The 16,823-nt window shown below is 40.5% G+C and carries 16 protein-coding genes; 6 read left to right on the top strand and 10 right to left on the bottom strand.

Annotation, left to right across the window (positions count from 1 at the left end; all coding sequences use genetic code 11):
• Positions 1 to 9: 9 nt before the first annotated feature.
• A complete protein-coding gene (locus tag ABXG83_RS08090) occupies positions 10 to 2,160 on the bottom strand; it encodes a S9 family peptidase (RefSeq protein ID WP_353548348.1) in 2,151 nt (716 codons plus the stop codon).
• An 86-nt stretch (positions 2,161 to 2,246) separates the two neighbouring features.
• On the opposite strand from ABXG83_RS08090, the gene ABXG83_RS08085 reads away from it, so the two are divergent.
• Together ABXG83_RS08085 and ABXG83_RS08080 are read left to right on the top strand one after the other, a co-directional pair.
• The gene (locus ABXG83_RS08085; protein WP_353548347.1) at positions 2,247 to 2,597 is read left to right on the top strand and encodes a carboxymuconolactone decarboxylase family protein; all 351 of its coding nucleotides are present in this window, start codon (positions 2,247 to 2,249) and stop codon (positions 2,595 to 2,597) included.
• Positions 2,598 to 2,649: 52 nt separating this feature from the next.
• The gene (locus tag ABXG83_RS08080) at positions 2,650 to 3,693 is read left to right on the top strand and encodes a 2-oxoacid:ferredoxin oxidoreductase subunit beta (RefSeq protein ID WP_353548346.1); all 1,044 of its coding nucleotides are present in this window, start codon (positions 2,650 to 2,652) and stop codon (positions 3,691 to 3,693) included.
• An 80-nt stretch (positions 3,694 to 3,773) separates the two neighbouring features.
• On the opposite strand, the gene ABXG83_RS08075 is transcribed toward ABXG83_RS08080, so the two are convergent.
• Positions 3,774 to 4,424 carry a response regulator transcription factor gene (locus tag ABXG83_RS08075; protein WP_178888861.1) on the bottom strand — a complete coding sequence of 217 codons (651 nt, stop codon included), beginning with the start codon at positions 4,422 to 4,424 and terminating at the stop codon, positions 3,774 to 3,776.
• A 321-nt stretch (positions 4,425 to 4,745) separates the two neighbouring features.
• Entirely contained in the window at positions 4,746 to 5,630 is an 885-nt protein-coding gene (locus ABXG83_RS08070) for a cupin-like domain-containing protein (protein WP_353548345.1), read from the bottom strand.
• 112 nt (positions 5,631 to 5,742) lie between these two features.
• On the opposite strand from ABXG83_RS08070, the gene ABXG83_RS08065 reads away from it, so the two are divergent.
• On the top strand, positions 5,743 to 6,351 hold the full coding sequence (locus tag ABXG83_RS08065) for an L-threonylcarbamoyladenylate synthase (protein WP_353548344.1): 609 nt from the start codon (positions 5,743 to 5,745) through the stop codon (positions 6,349 to 6,351).
• A 5-nt stretch (positions 6,352 to 6,356) separates the two neighbouring features.
• Here ABXG83_RS08065 and ABXG83_RS08060 read toward each other — a convergent pair whose 3' ends face one another.
• Positions 6,357 to 6,956: a ribonuclease HII gene (locus ABXG83_RS08060; protein WP_353548343.1), complete on the bottom strand. Its 600-nt coding sequence runs from the start codon at positions 6,954 to 6,956 to the stop codon at positions 6,357 to 6,359.
• A gap of 106 nt (positions 6,957 to 7,062) precedes the next feature.
• Between ABXG83_RS08060 and ABXG83_RS08055 the strand changes: the two genes are divergently transcribed.
• Positions 7,063 to 8,133: a COX15/CtaA family protein gene (locus tag ABXG83_RS08055; RefSeq protein ID WP_353548342.1), complete on the top strand. Its 1,071-nt coding sequence runs from the start codon at positions 7,063 to 7,065 to the stop codon at positions 8,131 to 8,133.
• A 48-nt stretch (positions 8,134 to 8,181) separates the two neighbouring features.
• A complete protein-coding gene (locus tag ABXG83_RS08050) occupies positions 8,182 to 10,413 on the top strand; it encodes a patatin-like phospholipase family protein (RefSeq protein ID WP_353548341.1) in 2,232 nt (743 codons plus the stop codon).
• A gap of 2 nt (positions 10,414 to 10,415) precedes the next feature.
• Here ABXG83_RS08050 and ABXG83_RS08045 read toward each other — a convergent pair whose 3' ends face one another.
• From ABXG83_RS08045 to ABXG83_RS08030, 4 genes are all read right to left on the bottom strand, one after another.
• On the bottom strand, positions 10,416 to 11,318 hold the full coding sequence (locus ABXG83_RS08045; RefSeq protein ID WP_353548340.1) for a YegS/Rv2252/BmrU family lipid kinase: 903 nt from the start codon (positions 11,316 to 11,318) through the stop codon (positions 10,416 to 10,418).
• Between the two features lie 101 nt (positions 11,319 to 11,419).
• Positions 11,420 to 12,469: a beta-ketoacyl-ACP synthase III gene (locus ABXG83_RS08040; protein WP_353548339.1), complete on the bottom strand. Its 1,050-nt coding sequence runs from the start codon at positions 12,467 to 12,469 to the stop codon at positions 11,420 to 11,422.
• 176 nt (positions 12,470 to 12,645) lie between these two features.
• On the bottom strand, positions 12,646 to 13,641 hold the full coding sequence (locus tag ABXG83_RS08035; RefSeq protein WP_353548338.1) for an alpha/beta hydrolase: 996 nt from the start codon (positions 13,639 to 13,641) through the stop codon (positions 12,646 to 12,648).
• Between the two features lie 42 nt (positions 13,642 to 13,683).
• Positions 13,684 to 14,064 carry a MauE/DoxX family redox-associated membrane protein gene (locus ABXG83_RS08030; protein ID WP_353548337.1) on the bottom strand — a complete coding sequence of 127 codons (381 nt, stop codon included), beginning with the start codon at positions 14,062 to 14,064 and terminating at the stop codon, positions 13,684 to 13,686.
• 136 nt (positions 14,065 to 14,200) lie between these two features.
• On the opposite strand from ABXG83_RS08030, the gene typA reads away from it, so the two are divergent.
• The gene (gene typA, locus ABXG83_RS08025) at positions 14,201 to 16,015 is read left to right on the top strand and encodes a translational GTPase TypA (protein ID WP_353548336.1); all 1,815 of its coding nucleotides are present in this window, start codon (positions 14,201 to 14,203) and stop codon (positions 16,013 to 16,015) included.
• Between the two features lie 47 nt (positions 16,016 to 16,062).
• Here typA and ABXG83_RS08020 read toward each other — a convergent pair whose 3' ends face one another.
• Positions 16,063 to 16,266, bottom strand: a complete 204-nt coding sequence (locus ABXG83_RS08020) for a hypothetical protein (protein ID WP_353548335.1) — start codon at positions 16,264 to 16,266, stop codon at positions 16,063 to 16,065.
• Between the two features lie 107 nt (positions 16,267 to 16,373).
• On the bottom strand, positions 16,374 to 16,778 hold the full coding sequence (locus ABXG83_RS08015) for a hypothetical protein (RefSeq protein ID WP_353548334.1): 405 nt from the start codon (positions 16,776 to 16,778) through the stop codon (positions 16,374 to 16,376).
• Positions 16,779 to 16,823 lie beyond the last annotated feature (45 nt).

The raw sequence follows: 16,823 nt of genomic DNA, 5'->3' as shown, positions 1-16,823 counted from the left end.
CAGGCAGTTTTAATGTTTTATAAACCGATCAAAGAATTCGATCGTCCTTAACATCTGATCGATCCTTTGTCTGTTATTACCACTTCTCGTTAATTCATGTGTTCCTCCCGGGTGACGCACATACTCAACGGTTCTGCCTAACACTTTCAAACTTTTATAAAGCATTTCACTTTGAATCACACCCGTACGTAAATCATTCTCTCCATGAAAAATGATAAATGGAGTTTTGATCTGATCTACATAATTGATCGGTGATTCTCTTTCCAGGATGGGTTTTACTTTTTCTTCCCAAGGGTAGCCGCCAAAATAATTCGGTACCAATCTCCAGGCATTACCCTCGCCAAAGAAAGTGCCTAATTCATATACTCCTCTTTGCGCACAAGCTGCTTTGAAACGTTGATCATGTGCAATGATCCAGGCAACCAGATAACCCGCATAAGAACCACCGGTTACGGCCAGTCTGCTGGTATCAATAAACCCACTTTTACCTGCTTTGTCAAGATAGGTCAATACATCAGAAGTAGGTCCTGCTCCCCAGTCATTTACATTCCCTCTTAAAAAATCGAGACCATACCCACCGGAGCCTCTTGGATTTCCATATACGACCACATAACCTTTCGCAGCATAATATTGGAATTCATGCCACATGGAATTTTCGCCCGGTCCCCACATAGCAGAAGGTCCGCCATGAATATTTAAAATGGTTGGATATTTTTTCCCGGGTTCATAATTGGTTGGTTTCATGACCCAATATTCAACAGTCATACCCTTTTCATTCACGAAAGAAGCTTTTTCAGGAAAGCTGATCTTTTTTTGTTGCAGCCATTCATGATTAAAACTAGTCAGGCGTTCTTCATTTTTCATATTCAGATCCGCGCGATACAGTTCAGATGGATTACCAACTTTGGTTTTGGTATAAAGGATCTGATTACCCTGTAGATCAAAACTGCTGATCCCCTCGTCAACAGAAGAAAGAGCTGTTACCTGACGGGTTTTAATATCTACACGATACAATGGAATACCGCCATTGCTTTGTGCAGTAAAGTATAAAGATTGCTCATCTTTACTCCAGGTGATACCGCCTTTGTTTCTGTCAAACGGAATCAGGATCATGTCTTTTGCTGTACCATTCATCGGCATGATTGCCAATGCTGGGATGCTTACGAAAGAAGTATTACCGAATTGAAATGCGATCCATTTTCCGGATGGAGAGATAACCGGATTATTATAGTTTTTACCTTCTTCGCCCAATATCTTCTTTACATTACTTCCATCTGCATTGCAGATATAGATATGTCCTTCTAATTCGCGATCAGGGTGTTGATTTAAAACAGCATTTCCGGTGAGGATCAATTGTTTTCCATCAGGCGTAAAATCTGCACTGCCAAAGCGGTTAAATCCATGCGTAATGGCTTTAGGTGTAGCATTAGCACTCGCATCCATGATGAAAAAATGATTGAAGGTCAACTCAGATGAGGTAGTAGCTTCCTGCTGAAAATTCAATTTATGAATGACTTTGGCTTTTTGGGCAATGGCATTTTGATTCAAATATGCCCTGATCTCTTCAGTGGTACCATCAGGGTCTGGTTTAGCATTGCTGTTGAGCAAATATTCATTACCCAGGAAGCCGGGTTTTTCCAGTGACCATACTGGAGGCTTCTTACCCGGATTGAGTTCTTCATCATTGATGAGTTGCTCCAATCGAATATTGGCCGAGAAAAGGATCTTTTTGCCATCCGGACTCCATTTCGGATTGCCCACACCATAGCGGAATTTGGTCAACTGAATGGGTTCACCTCCCTCCATGGATAAAAGGAATAACTGTGGTCTGCCTTCTGCTGCTCTTACAAAAAGTAATTGCTTGCTATCCGGACTCCAAACCGGCTGTCCTGCGGGCTGGCTGGTCAATTGTCTGACAGTGCCGGATCCTTCATTTTGAAGGAGATAGAGTTTGTTGGCATAGCGATATTCCCATTTTGTGTCCCCATCGGGCTCGATACTGGTAACTGTAAAGAGTGTTTTGGTACCATCAGGGCTTACATTGACATTTCCGACCTGATGGATCTTTAACATATCCGTTACTTTAATGGATTCATGACCGTTTTGGGCGATTACAAATTGAACCAGACAAAGGCTGATCCAAACAAATAAATGCTTCATGTTATTGATTTGAAGTATTTAAAGTACAAATAAATGACATGCACAGTCGCATGCTTTTGTACTTTTACGGGCTAAAACAATGAAAAATGGGTAAACTGGTACAAGAATTCAATGAGTACAGGGAGAAGATGAATGAGGTGATCCTGAGTAAGAATAATCTCGTGATGAAGCGTTTATGGAACCTCGATACCAACACGTATGATGATGGGGCATTGGATAAAAAGACCAAAGAGATGTTGGGATTAGTGGCCAGTATGGTCTTGCGCTGTGATGATTGTATCAAATACCATTTGGGAAAATGTCATGAATTGGGTGTGAATACAGAAGAAATGTATGAGATATTTGCAGTAGCGAACATCGTAGGCGGAACCATTGTTATTCCGCATACGAGGAGGGCAGCTGAATATTGGGAAGAATTAATGGGAAATGCATCTTAAAAGTTTCAGAACTTTAAGAGCCATTTATCTGATCACTTAATTATAGATCTGAATGTCAACAACAACAACAAATGTTCCTTCAACCTTAACGGCCAAAGATTTCGCAACAGATCAGGAAGTGCGTTGGTGTCCGGGTTGCGGAGATTATTCCATCTTGGCACAAGTGCAAAAGATCATGCCGGGTATCGGAGTACCAAAAGAAAATATCGTTATCATCAGTGGTATCGGATGTAGCAGTCGTTTCCCGTATTATATGAACACTTATGGTATGCATTCGATCCATGGAAGAGCAACAGCAATTGCCAGCGGGTTAAAAGCTACCAGACCTGAACTCAGTGTTTGGATCGTTACAGGAGACGGGGATGGATTAAGTATCGGCGGAAATCATACGATTCATTTATTGAGAAGAAATTTTGATGTCAATATTTTATTGTTCAATAATCAGATCTATGGATTGACCAAGGGACAATACTCGCCTACTTCTGAGGAACATAAAATCACCAAGAGTACACCTTTTGGCAGTATCGATCATCCATTCAATCCTTTGGCATTGGCAATGGGTGCAGATGCAAGTTTTATCGCTCGTAGTATGGATCGTGACCCCAAGCATTTACAGGCTATGCTCACCCGTGCTCACCAGCATAAGGGCGCTTCTTTATTGGAGATCTATCAAAACTGCAACATTTTCAATGATGGTGCTTTTGAGATCTTTACGGAGAAAGGCAGTAAAATGGATGAAGCTTTGTTTCTCGAGCAGGGTAAACCATTGGTGTATGGTGCCAATCAACAAAAAGGCATCAAGCTGGATGGAATGAAACCTGTGGTGGTGGATCTTACTGATGGTACACATAGCATAGATGATTTATGGATCCACGATGAGCGTGATTTTTATAAAGCACAGGTGTTGATCAGAATGTTTGATAATCCGAATCAGCAGGGAACTCATTTCCCCAGACCTTTTGGTGTTTTCTTTGAAACCGAAAGGGCTTGTTATGAAGATGTGATGGCCATGCAAATAGAAGAGATCATTAGTACAAAAGGGAAAGGTGATTTGGACAAATTACTCCGTGGGAAGGAAGTTTGGGAGATCGTTTAATTTAATTACAACTATTGCGATAAAAAAAGCTCCGATTTTTCGGAGCTTTTTTTATCAATCGTATATCAAAGAAGAAGCGACTATAATCTGGCAATATCATGTTTAATAGCAAATAAAGCCAGTCCAACGCGCGTAGCGGTTTGTAATTTCTGAAAGAGGGTATCTCTTGTTTCATCTACAGTTTTGAGACTGGTGCCCATGAGTTCAGCGATCTCACGATAAGATTTATCGGTGCAGGCCCATCCAAGAAATTCCTTCTCCTGATCTGTGAGCTCTGTGAATTTAGTGATCTCAGCATCCTCTTCCGGAGAAGTCTTCATCGTGTGCATAATGTTATCACACATCAGTTTATTGAGGTATACCCCTTTTGTAACAATGCCATCCAATGCAGCTTTCAGCTCTTGCGGTTTACTGTCTTTTAGTAAATATCCTTTCGCCCCATTTTTGAACATACGAATGATAGAACGTTCATCATTGAGCATGGTAAGTGCGAGGATCTTTACTTGTGGATGATGTGTGGTAAGCCAGAGTGCGGTTTCATAACCATTCATGTCGGGCATGGTAATATCCAGCAATACAACATCCGGCAAATTATTCGCATCGATCAGCTCGATCATATGTTTACCGCTATTGGCTTCAAATAAAACAGTATAGCCGCTAAACGAATTGATCAATGAGGCAAGCCCGTTCCTTAATAAAACATGATCATCTACCAGGGCAATTTTAGTCATATGCAAAACAGTTAACAGCGATGAAAACTACACATAAGTGTTACTTAGGGTAGGTTCGGATCAGAAAATTACGCTTTTTTTGGTTTGCAAATCTCTGTTATATCCTGAATTAACTTCCGAGATTTTCACTGTATTCTTTTCAGTGAAAACACCCTAATATTTTGGGTGTTTTCTACGTTGGATTTTCCTACTGAGTATCCTACATTTACCATGGGTAGAGAAGATAAAAAAGCAGCAATGCTGGTAGATTTTCTCGTATTCAGTTTTCATTAGGGGTTACAAGTGAAAAAGGCGGCACAAGGCCGCCTTTTTCTTTTAGCTTCAAGATCCTTTTCTTAGTTCTTTTTCAGCTTGTTCAAATATTTTCTTTCGCTTCCAGTTATACCAGGGATGAGGAACTGTTTTTTTCATGACCGTATCAATATTCCGCATCCCGAATAAATTCCATACTCCTTTTATTTTTCCTGAGACTGAAGACTGCATCGCTCTTAAGCTCATCGCAAAACCACTATCCAGATATTCCATGTGATGCCAGTATCCTGCTGGCATGAAAAGCGTATCGCCATGCTCCAGTGTGACATCAAATCCTTGTGCAAGTTTTAACGCAGGAAATTGGTCGTAGTCAGGTGATCCGTTTTGGTGGTGGTAATGGCTGAAATCAGCCAGACTCAATACTTCAAAAGGCTTTCTGTAAAGTTTAAATTGCTCCTCAAATGGGAATAGTAATACTTTTTTCCTGCCAACAAATTGCGTGTGCAGGATATGACTCATGTCAATATCAAAATGCATGTGCGTAATACTGGTAGCCCCTCCCACAAAAAGCATCGGATATCTTTTTACAAAGCCATTCATCAATGTATCCGGCCAGGTAAAATCTTTGGTCAGCTGAGGAGCATGCTCAAAAATGTTGAAAAGAAAAATACGCCATGCCGCGGGTCCGGTTCGTATCATGTCAATATAGTCACCGAAAGTCTTGTAATCATCAGCTGTATTGATCGGAGTGTAGGCGTCGCTTTTGATATTGTTGTATAAGCCTACTCTTTTATCACCCACCAGTGTTTTAAAGTAATCCCAATTCCACTTCTCATATGCAGGCCAAGATTTGGCAAGATCACGTATAACGACCGGGCGCTTGGGAAGATAATAATGCTCTTTAAAATCAGCAGGGCTGATCGTATCCACTATATCTACTTCCGATAAACGCATTTTGCTTTTTTTCGCAAAAATAAGTCGATTGGGTTGTTAATAAAAGCCTAATCACCCAATAAGGGCATCTTTACAGATTTTCGATTTTCACGATTTGGGTTTATATTTAGTAATGCTGCTGCAGGTTCACCCCGATAATCCCAACCCAAGACATCTTCGGACCATCGCTGAATGTTTGTTATCTGGAGGCGTCATTATTTACCCCACAGACACCATTTATGGTCTTGGATGTGATATTTTTCAGCATAAAGCAGTGGAACGAATCGCAAGGATCAAACAAGTAGATCCAAATAAAGCACAACTCAGTTTTGTTTGTTATGATTTGAGTGATCTGAGTCAGTACACCAAAAGTATCTCTACTCCGCTGTATCGATTATTAAAACATTACCTACCAGGGCCTTATACTTTTATCTTACCCGCCAGTAAAGAAGTGCCTAAGATCCTGCAAAGTAAAAAGAGTACGATCGGACTGCGTGTACCGGATAACAATATTGCACGCCACATCGTCAAAGAACTTCGTCATCCTATTTTATCAGCATCATTACCGGGTGATATGGTAGAAGAGTATACAGATCCTGAGATCATGTATGAAAAGTTTGGAAAGCTGGTAGATATTGTCATTGATGGCGGAATAGGAGGTATGGTACCTTCCACCGTTATTGACTGTACACAGGATACGTATGAAGTTATACGTGAAGGTGCAGGCGAGTGGAGTGAGTGAACATTTTATAATCTTAACTCCAATTGCTGCGGTAGAATATTAAAGCTCTTTCTGTGATGCTCACAAAGTCCATATTTTTCTATCGCTTTTCGATGTTCAGCCGTACCATATCCCTTATTGTTATGCCAACCATATTGTGGGTATTGTTGGTGGAGTTTTAACATGTATTCATCTCGATAAGTTTTGGCAAGAATACTGGCCGCAGCGATAGAGGCATAGATGCCATCACCTTTTACGATACAATGATGTTGGATATTTTTGAAAGCTGTAAAACGATTACCATCGATCAATAATAACTCCGGTAATGGCGATAACTGTTCAATCGCAAGATGCATGGCCTTCCATGATGCTTTTAAAATATTGATCTTGTCGATTTCTTCACAACCAACAAAAGCTACGGCCCAACTGAGGGATTCTTTTTCAATGATAGGTCTTAATAGTGCTCGCTGTTTTTCATTCAACTGTTTACTGTCGTTCAATAATGGGTGATGAAAATCTTGTGGAAGTATCACTGCTGCAGCAAAAACCGGACCCGCATAACAACCCCTTCCGGCCTCATCGCAGCCGGCTTCCTTTAGTTGGGTTTGAAAGGAGGATTGTAGCATCTGATAAAAATTGAACAAAGTTCCTAATAATCGGAAAATACCATGCACAAAATAAGGCTTCCTTTTATGAAGGGGGTAAATTTGCGTTTCATTCAAGCCGGGTATTATGGAGCAGGGAAATCAGTATTCATCTAAGTTAGTGGCAAGATGGTTGTTATTAGGGGTGATCATGACGATCATTCAGGTGGCATTGGGAGGGATCACTCGTTTAACGGGTAGTGGCTTATCTATCACTGAATGGGATGTGATCACCGGCACTTTACCACCACTGAATGAACAAGCCTGGATGATCGAATTCGATAAGTATCGGCAAACACCTCAGTTTCAATTATTGAATTTCGAATTCACATTGAATGATTTCAAATTTATTTTTTTCTGGGAATGGTTTCACCGTTTATGGGCCAGGTTGATCGGATTGGTTTTTGCAGGTGGATTTATCTGGTTCCTCGTACGCAAACATTTCAAAAAGGAAATGATCCGCCCCTTGGTCATTCTTTTTGTGTTGGGGATTTTGCAAGGAGCGGTTGGCTGGATCATGGTGGCTAGCGGATTGACAGGTGATGCAGTATATGTGAAACCTACGCGATTGGCTTTACATTTTATTTTCGCTTTGGGTTTGTTGTGTTATACGTTTTGGTTTGCATTGAAATTGTTGGTCAAAGAAGATCAGATCATACATCAGCGACCACTACGTAAAATGAACCTGATATTGATCGCAGTTTTAGTGATCCAATTACTGTATGGGGCTTTGATGGCCGGACATAAAGCTGCTAACGTGGCAGCTACCTGGCCAAAGATCAACGGGGAATGGATACCCTCAAGCTTATTTTCACATGAGCCATTTCTGTTGAATTTTATTGATAACAAAATATTGGTCCATTTCATTCATAGAGGACTCGCTTATGTGTTATTGATCATGATGATCATTTGGTCTGCCCAACTTTGGAAAACGAAGGGGTCGGTCTTGTTTCATCAGATCCGAATGATACCGTTAATACTTACCGTTCTTCAGGTTCTGCTAGGGATTTTTAGTATCTTGACGAGCACAGGAATTATACCCGGACAATGGGGGACATTTGAATGGATGGCACAAATACATCAGCTCACAGGGATGTGTTTGTTACTATCACTCGTGTGTACACTTTTTGTAATCCGGGCAAAAGGAAAGATAGTCTGAACAACGATGCGATTGCCATGCTGTGTGATCCATCATAATGGATATCCAATGGAAAAATTGAAGCTATACTTGACAGGTTTTTGGTTCTCTTTTCCTGTTCAGTTATTGTTGCTTCATCTTCGTAAATACCAAGTATTTCTTGTCTTCTGGTATATTTTGTTCTCTACAGTTGGCGGTAGTTTCATGCGTGCATTTGGTGCGAACTCCTTATTTCTGGGTCCTGAATATTTTGGAAAGATCAATGCATTGAGTACTGCTATCGTTGGTTTTGCAGTTGGGATCTTTATCATGAGTTGGAATATTACCACTTTCATTTTGTTCAGTAAATATTTTCGTTTTCTGGCAACTACTGCACAACCCTTTTTAAAATATTGTATCAATAATGCGATACTTCCGATCCTGTTCCTTGTATTTTATTTTAATAATGCCATAGACTATGCCAGATACCAGGAGTTATTTGAAACAAAAGCAATAGTGCTGATGGTATTGGGGTTTGCCGGCGGTTTATTTTTATCGATACTTATTGCGTTCGTCTACTTTTTTGGTGCTGATAAGACCATTTATAGAAGTATGGCAACGATCATAGATACGGCCAACGTTCATTATGCATTGGCTTCTAAAAATAATCCTTTGCCCAAACCCAAACCCGAGCTTCGGGTAGAATGGTTTTTTAGCGCGCGTTTTGGTTTGAGAAAACCCAGAGATGTAAGACATTATAGTCAGGACTTTCTCGATTCAGTATTTAAACGACATCATTTTGCAGCAGTAATCGCCATCACAATTGCTTTTGTTTTTTTGATCGGCACCGGATACATCTCAGATACAAGATTGTTTCAATTGCCTGCAGCAGCCAGTATCACTATCTTTTTTGCGATCCTGATCGCTGGTGCAGGAGCTATTTCTACCTTCTTACATAGCTGGAGCATACCGCTGGTTGTGATTGTATACTTGGGAATCAACTGGCTATACCAGCAAGAGATCATTGATCTTCGGAATAAAGCGTATGGACTGAGTTATAATAGTAAAGAGGGAAGACCTGAATACTCACGAGCGTCCATCATGCATTTGGCGAGTGACAGTAATATAGTAGCCGATAAGCAGGCCTATATCAATATTCTGAATAAATGGAAGGCCCGGCAATCAAGCCCCAAACCTGTGATGATCCTGATCAATACCAGTGGTGGTGGTATCAGAAGTGCTACGTTCACAATGAATGCATTACAGTCACTAGATAGTTTAATGGGTGGTAAATTGATGCAACAAACTTTTCTGATCAGCGGAGCTTCGGGAGGAATGTTAGGCGCAGCTTATTTCAGGGAACTGTATTATAGAAAACAACAAGGAGAAGCTATTAATCTTCAAGATCAACAATACCTGAAAGATATTTCCCGTGATTTATTGAATCCTCTGTTCTCATCATTTGTTACAAGAGACCTGATTGGTCCGGCAAAACCTTTTCAGGCACATGGATATAGTTATACAAAAGACAGGGGATATGCTTTTGAACAAAAGCTAAATGAAAATACAAGAGGGTATCTCAATAAAACATTGAATGACTATCGAAAGCCGGAAGCAAATGCGGAGATCCCAATGATGTTTTTCAATGCGGTGATCACCAGAGACGGACGAAAACTAGTAATGGCTACGCATCCCGCACGTTTTATGATGCGTCCCCTCACTGATACTACCAAGATCAATGTAATGGATGCTGATGCAATAGACTTTCACAGTTTTCTTCCACAAAAAGATGCTACCAATATTGGTATTCTTTCCGCATTACGCATGAATGCAACTTTCCCTTATGTGCTTCCCAATGTTTGGTTACCCACTGATCCTGTTGTTGATGTAATGGATGCAGGTTTGAGAGATAATTTCGGGCAGGAATCTTCCTTACGTTTTATGGATGTTTTTAAAGACTGGTTGCGTGAGAATACCAGCAAAGTGATCTTGTTACAACTGCGCGATAGGAGTTTAAGTGACTGGGACAGACCTTTGGAAAGCGGAAGCCTGATCAGTGCTTTCACCAAACCATTTTTGATCTTGCAGAATAACTGGTTCAAACTACAGGATTACTATCAACATGATCAGCTGGAATTCAGCTCTGAAGCGTATGGTGACCATTTTCATCGTATTTGCTTCCAATATGTACCTTCTCGTACAGAAGCGCCGGCCAGTTTGAGTTTTCACCTGACCGCTTCTGAGAAAAGAGATATCACACTTGCTTTAAAAGCATCAGACAATCAAAAAGAATTCAAACGATTGGCAGCTTTATTGAAATGAGATCATTCAGGCTGTATCAGCTCAAAATACTGAGGCATGATGTGGACGCTAAACTCCTCTTCAGTTTCTCTTGGCTCACCATCAATATGTAATGGTGCATGTTTGAGGTTACGAATCGTGATAGAAGGGGTTTGAAAGTAAAGGATATTTTTCTGCGTCATATCTTCTACCAGCTGCTGCAGTTTATTATTACCACGTATTTGTCTGAGAATAGCGAATGGCAGTTTTGCTTTATTCATTTTTTGTACGATCACGATATCAAGCATACCGTCATGCAGACTTGCTTGTGGTGCGATCTTAAAATTATTGCCAAACTGATTGCTATTGGCAATGCTGATAAAAAAAGCCTCAGAAAAAAAAGAAAAATTATCCAGTTTGATTTCAAACTGATAAGGGTTAGCCCTGAAGTAATTGATGATGCTTTGTTGCGTATAAGTCAACAATCCTCTGGAAGCTTTACTGGCGAAATCATGTGCTACTTGTGCGTCAAAACCAATACCACTGAGCATGCAGGAATAATGGTCATTCACCATGAAAGCATCGATGGATTTAGCTCTTCCTTCAAAGATGAGAGATAGTGCGAGTTCAGGTTTTGTGGGAATACGTGCGGCCAAAGCAAGTCCGTTGCCGGATCCTACGGGTATGATACCAAAACGTACAGGCAATCCATGTAAGGCCTGTGTAACTTGATTCACTGTTCCATCGCCCCCAATGATCACCACATCTGTAAAATGTTCCGCCCTTATTTTTTCACGAAGTAACTGATAATGTCCTCCGGCATTCGTATGCATGATCTCAAAAGGGATCGATCGTTCCGTGGTTTCTTTTTCAATCAGTTTTTTGATCCCGTCTTTTCTGGATGTTCCTGAGATAGGATTTACCAGGTACACAATTTTTCTTTCCATCATCTCCTATTTAATGAGTCTTGACTTGCTTACAGGATCTGTCGTTTGAGCAACTGCAATATTGCAATTTCTTTCTGTAAAATCCTGTTAAAGCGTCAATACTACCATTTTAGTAAGGCGCTAGCCCAGGTGAACCCGCTACCAAAAGCTGCCAGGCAAACAAGATCTCCATTTTTGATGAGTCCTTTTTCCCAAGCCTCACACAAAGCGATAGGAACTGAAGCTGCAGTAGTGTTTCCGTAATGTTGGATATTATTATATACCTGCGAATCCTGTAAGCCTAGTTTTTGTTGTACGAACTGACTGATCCTAAGATTCGCCTGGTGTGGAATCAGCATATTGATATCTGAAGGCTGGTAATTATTTTTTGCCAATGCTTCAACGATCACTTCCGGAAACTTCACAACTGCTTTTTTGAAAACAGAAGGGCCATCCATGAATGGGAAATTCTGAGCGTTGTCGATCATCTTATGACTCATAAACATCTGACCGATCTCTGCATCATCAAAATCTGCATAATTCTTATCGGCCCAATAATTGGCATGTGTACCCGGATTGTACATGGCCAGAATCTCAGCAGATTCTCCGTCACTGTGTAAATGAGTACTCAGGATTCCTTGGTTTTTGTCTTCAGTAGGCTGTAATACCACAGCGCCTGCACCATCACCAAAGATCACAGAAACATTTCTACCACGGGTAGAGAAATCCAAGCCAAATGAATGCTTCTCACTTCCTACCACAAGAATGTTTTTATACATGCCAGTTTGAATGAACTGATCGGCCACACTTAACGCATACACAAATCCGCTGCACTGATTACGAACATCCAATGCGCCGATCTCTTTCATCTTCATAGCTCTTTGTAAGAGAACGCCACATCCGGGGAAGTAATAGTCGGGTGATAAAGTAGCAAAAACAATAAAGTCGATCTCTTCAGCTGTAGTACCCGCTCGCTCAATAGCGATCCGAGCCGCTTCAACAGCCATGGTAGTAGTGGTCTCTTCTGTACGGTGAGCGTATCTTCTTTCTTTGATACCGGTACGTTCTTGGATCCATTCATCACTGGTATCCATATACTTGGTAAGATCTTGATTGGTTACGACGTTTTTAGGTACGTACATACCAATACCAGCTATTTTACTGCGGGGCATAGACAATCGTTTATTTGTAACGGGCTAAGTTAGGGAAAATATTGGGTGGGGAGTAGTCCATAAACCATGGACCATCAACCATGGTCTATGGACTACGAAAAATAAATAGCAGCATTAAAATACCAGAATAAAATACATTTTCATTTAATTACTCACTATGGACTATCGACCATGGTCTATTGACTATTACCCCTAAACACTTCCTTTAAAAACAAAGCCGCTTCTTTTTCTACAGTGACAACATCTTTTGACTGAATAGGAGAACCCAGAACATGATTGCCTGCATTAGGAATAGGAACCATTTTTTTAAGTGATGCGGGTGTGCTGATCTCTTCAAACATTTTTTTCATGGCACTCACTTTTACAACAGGATCTTGCTCTTTTTCATTTTTATAATAATACAGTGTGAGTGTTGGTTGTTTTATTTTTTGGAATGTTTCTTTGTTCATAGTGGTCTCCAACAATTCTTCGAGTTCTGTTACTGCTTCGAGTCGGTATTGATCATTCCAGTATTTTTTATAGGTCTCTGTTTTATTCGGAACAATATTCATCTTTCCGCCCTTCACCAGTCTGGCGATTTGTAATCCCCATGGATTATTGGTGATCCATGCATTGGGGTCATTGATAGCAATATTGGGCGATAATAAAACCATGCCTGCGATCTCAGGATAAGTAGCTGCTAACTGAAGTGCAAGTGTGCCGCCAGTGGATGTACCCATGAGTATAACTTTATCTCCTAGTTGCTTACCGATTGCATAGGCTTCTTTTGCTGTTTCCCATAAACTGGTGGCCGTCATATCTAATAAAGCATCACTGGTATCGATGCCATGTCCGGATAATCGGGATAGATATAAATTGGCTCCTAATTGTTTTGCCAGGTTGCGGTGAACAGGATTCCCTTCTTCCTGACTGGCGCTAAAGCCATGGAGGTACACGATAGCATATGCTGTTTTATTTTTTAGTGAATCATTGTTCCAAACAATTCTTGCTTCATTATCCGGTTTTAATCGATGTTTACTTTCCATCGAACTCACGTATGCTACCAATGATGCTGCGTTATCCGGAATGGACGGAAGAGTAGCTGTATACACCGGCTTTACAGGATGCGGACCTACGAAATAAATAATACCAAGTATAGCGATGACAAACAGAAATCTTTTTACAATGCGCATGGGTGATATGTTTCTGTTAAGATACAGATTGTTGACCGATATTTATTTCCTGCACCACCATGCCCATGCGATCAGTATTGGATGTATCAGTACCAAACGAACCCATCCCAGCCATTGGGGAACACAAAGGCCATCAGGAATACAACTATTGATCTGTATAAAATAAATATGTGCAGGAATAAATGCAATCAACAAAACGATAATTCCTTTTGCTGCTAATATTCTTGTTTGAGGCAGAAGTAATAAAACAGCCAATACGATCTCTGCTATTCCGGATACGATATTGATCAGATCATGCCAAGGCAGATAGGGAGGAATCAAACCACTATAAAATGAGGGGTTGATAAAGTGATTGGCTCCTGCGAACAGGTAAAAGACAACCAATAACCAGAAAGCTGCTTTTTTCATATAAGTACTAGACATACGACCTTGTATTTTGTTTATTTCTGACTGAATTATAGGCAGTTAGCCAGCTTTAAGCTATGATATGTTGTTAAGTTTATATGTATCCTTTGCCCTCCGGTCATAAAGCCGTACCTTTGCAGCCTTAAAATTTTACATGGAAATAAGAAACATTGCCATTATTGCACACGTTGACCATGGCAAAACAACACTGGTAGACAGGATTTTACATGCTACCAAGGTATTCAGAGACAATCAAGAAACCGGCGAACTGATCATGGATAGCAATGATCTGGAACGCGAAAGAGGGATCACCATTTTTAGTAAGAATGCTGCTGTTACTTATAACGGCATTAAGATAAATGTGATTGATACTCCTGGGCACAGTGACTTTGGTGGAGAAGTGGAGCGCGTTTTGAAAATGGCTGATGGGGTTATCTTATTAGTAGATGCTTTTGAAGGTCCAATGCCTCAAACTCGTTTTGTACTGCAAAAAGCCTTACAACTGAACTTACATCCGATCGTGGTGATCAATAAAGTAGATAAGCCGAACTGTCGTCCGGATGAAGTACATGATGCGGTATTCGAATTATTCTTTAATCTGGATGCAACAGAAGAGCAGCTGAATTTCCCTACTTTCTATGGTAGTGGTAAGAACGGCTGGTTCAATGATAGCTTAACTCCTACAGAAGATATCCTTCCATTGATGGATGGTATCATTAAATATGTACCGGCACCGAAAGTGACAGAGGGTACTTTACAATTACAGATCACTTCATTGGATTATTCTTCTTTCTTAGGTCGTATTGCCATCGGAAAAGTAACCCGTGGCTCTATCAAAGAAAATCAGCCGATTGCCCTGGTGCAAGCAGATGGTTCTATCAAGAAGAGTCGTGTGAAAGAATTGTACGTGTTTGAAGGCATGGGTAAGCGTAAAGTAACAGAGGTATTGTCTGGTGACCTTTGTGCAGTAGTAGGATTAGAAGATTTCAATATTGGAGATACCATTGCAGACGCTGAAAATCCGGAAGCTTTACCGATTATTAGTGTGGATGAGCCAACAATGAGTATGACTTTCAGCATCAACAACTCACCATTCTTTGGTCGTGAGGGTAAGTTTGTTACCTCTCGTCACCTGCGTGATCGTTTGATGAAAGAAACAGAGAAGAACTTGGCATTGCGTGTAGAAGATACGGATAGTGCAGATAGCTTCCTGGTATATGGTCGTGGTATCCTGCATTTGGGCGTATTGGTTGAAACCATGCGTCGTGAAGGATATGAACTGACAGTAGGTAATCCGCAAGTATTGGTAAAACATATTGACGGTAAGAAATGTGAGCCATATGAAGTTTTGGTAGTAGATGTTCCGAGTGAATACAGTGGTAAAGTGATCGATCTGGTTACACAACGTAAAGGTGAAATGCTGGTGATGGAAAGCAAAGGAGAGATGCAACACCTTGAATTTGAAATTCCTTCCAGAGGATTGATCGGTCTTCGTTCTCAAATGCTGACCAATACTGCTGGTGAAGCTGTAATGGCACACCGTTTCCTGGAATACAAACCTTGGAAGGGGCCAATCCCGGGAAGAAACAATGGTGTATTGATCGCCAAGTTTCAGGGAGTAACCACTGCTTATTCTATTGATAAGTTACAAGATCGTGGTAGCTTCTTTATTGATCCAGGAGAAGAGGTATATGTTGGACAGATCATTGCCGAGCATATTAAGCCGGGAGACCTGAACGTGAATGCGGTAGAAGCAAAGAAGTTAACCAACCACCGTGCAAGTGGTAGTGATGATAGTGTTCGTATCACTCCGAAATTGCAGTTTACATTGGAAGAGTGCATGGAATACATTCAACAAGATGAGTGTATTGAAGTAACTCCGAAAAGTATTCGTATGCGTAAGACAGTGTTGAATGAAGAAGAGCGTAAGAAAGTAAGTAAGATGATGCAGTCTGAAGCAGCAGGATAAGTTTATCAAGTGATATCTAAAAGCCATCTCAATAGAGGTGGCTTTTTTTATGGGTGGCCTTTTATGGGATTTGTTTCAGTGCTTTCAACAGGCGTTTTACTCATAGCTGAATCTGCAAGTAATTGATTCGTATTACAATTATCTCCGTCACAACAAGGCAAGGCATTGGTATTACAAACCGGACATTGGTAATGTCCATGTACATGTACCATCTGTACCAAATGACCACAAAACAAACATTGCATTTGCATGCTGTGAAGTTAGTGACCGAGGTGTATAGTCGATAGCTGTTTTTTCAACAGTATTGTGCACAAAAAAGCCGCCTCAAAAGGCGGCTCGCTTTGCTTAATAACCTGAATTACTTACCAGAATTTTTTCTTGATTCAGTTTCACTCAGGAAAACATTGATCTTTTCGCTAAAGGTTTCTTCTCCTTGTTGAATTCTGAAAGTAAGTTTATCTGCATCGTCTTGTGACAATACCAATCTCTTGTCAAAACTCTTTGCGTTGTAATGTTCTTTGAAGAATAGATCACCCTTCGCATCCAATACCAATAAGGTAAATTTCTTACCGGTTGGATTATTGAATTTGATGTTGAAGGATACTTGTTCTTTTGAAGAACCTGCATACTTGATCTCAGCTTTAGAAGCTGCATCAGTTCCGCTTACTGCATTGTTCGCAGTAGCGTTGAATAATGTTCCTACTGCAAATACAGTGCTCAGTGCTAATCCTTTTACAATAGATTGAATAGTTTGCTTTTCCATGATGTTGTTTTTTTTACTTTGAATAATAGTTGACCTGTCTCTGAA

The sequence above is a fragment of the Sediminibacterium sp. KACHI17 genome (assembly GCF_040362915.1).
Taxonomy (GTDB): domain Bacteria; phylum Bacteroidota; class Bacteroidia; order Chitinophagales; family Chitinophagaceae; genus Sediminibacterium.
This window is presented reverse-complemented; position numbering and strand designations above follow the sequence as displayed.

Excerpts from the sequence above, each read along its gene's own strand:
- ABXG83_RS08090 (WP_353548348.1), bottom strand. The coding sequence starts at position 2,160 with ATGAAGCATTTATTTGTTTGGATCAGCCTTTGTCTGGTTCAATTTGTA.
- ABXG83_RS08085 (WP_353548347.1), top strand. The coding sequence starts at position 2,247 with ATGGGTAAACTGGTACAAGAATTCAATGAGTACAGGGAGAAGATGAAT.
- ABXG83_RS08080 (WP_353548346.1), top strand. The coding sequence starts at position 2,650 with ATGTCAACAACAACAACAAATGTTCCTTCAACCTTAACGGCCAAAGAT.
- ABXG83_RS08075 (WP_178888861.1), bottom strand. The coding sequence starts at position 4,424 with ATGACTAAAATTGCCCTGGTAGATGATCATGTTTTATTAAGGAACGGG.
- ABXG83_RS08070 (WP_353548345.1), bottom strand. The coding sequence starts at position 5,630 with ATGCGTTTATCGGAAGTAGATATAGTGGATACGATCAGCCCTGCTGAT.
- ABXG83_RS08065 (WP_353548344.1), top strand. The coding sequence starts at position 5,743 with ATGCTGCTGCAGGTTCACCCCGATAATCCCAACCCAAGACATCTTCGG.
- ABXG83_RS08060 (WP_353548343.1), bottom strand. The coding sequence starts at position 6,956 with ATGCTACAATCCTCCTTTCAAACCCAACTAAAGGAAGCCGGCTGCGAT.
- ABXG83_RS08055 (WP_353548342.1), top strand. The coding sequence starts at position 7,063 with ATGGAGCAGGGAAATCAGTATTCATCTAAGTTAGTGGCAAGATGGTTG.
- ABXG83_RS08050 (WP_353548341.1), top strand. The coding sequence starts at position 8,182 with ATGGAAAAATTGAAGCTATACTTGACAGGTTTTTGGTTCTCTTTTCCT.
- ABXG83_RS08045 (WP_353548340.1), bottom strand. The coding sequence starts at position 11,318 with ATGGAAAGAAAAATTGTGTACCTGGTAAATCCTATCTCAGGAACATCC.
- ABXG83_RS08040 (WP_353548339.1), bottom strand. The coding sequence starts at position 12,469 with ATGCCCCGCAGTAAAATAGCTGGTATTGGTATGTACGTACCTAAAAAC.
- ABXG83_RS08035 (WP_353548338.1), bottom strand. The coding sequence starts at position 13,641 with ATGCGCATTGTAAAAAGATTTCTGTTTGTCATCGCTATACTTGGTATT.
- ABXG83_RS08030 (WP_353548337.1), bottom strand. The coding sequence starts at position 14,064 with ATGTCTAGTACTTATATGAAAAAAGCAGCTTTCTGGTTATTGGTTGTC.
- typA (WP_353548336.1), top strand. The coding sequence starts at position 14,201 with ATGGAAATAAGAAACATTGCCATTATTGCACACGTTGACCATGGCAAA.
- ABXG83_RS08020 (WP_353548335.1), bottom strand. The coding sequence starts at position 16,266 with ATGCAAATGCAATGTTTGTTTTGTGGTCATTTGGTACAGATGGTACAT.
- ABXG83_RS08015 (WP_353548334.1), bottom strand. The coding sequence starts at position 16,778 with ATGGAAAAGCAAACTATTCAATCTATTGTAAAAGGATTAGCACTGAGC.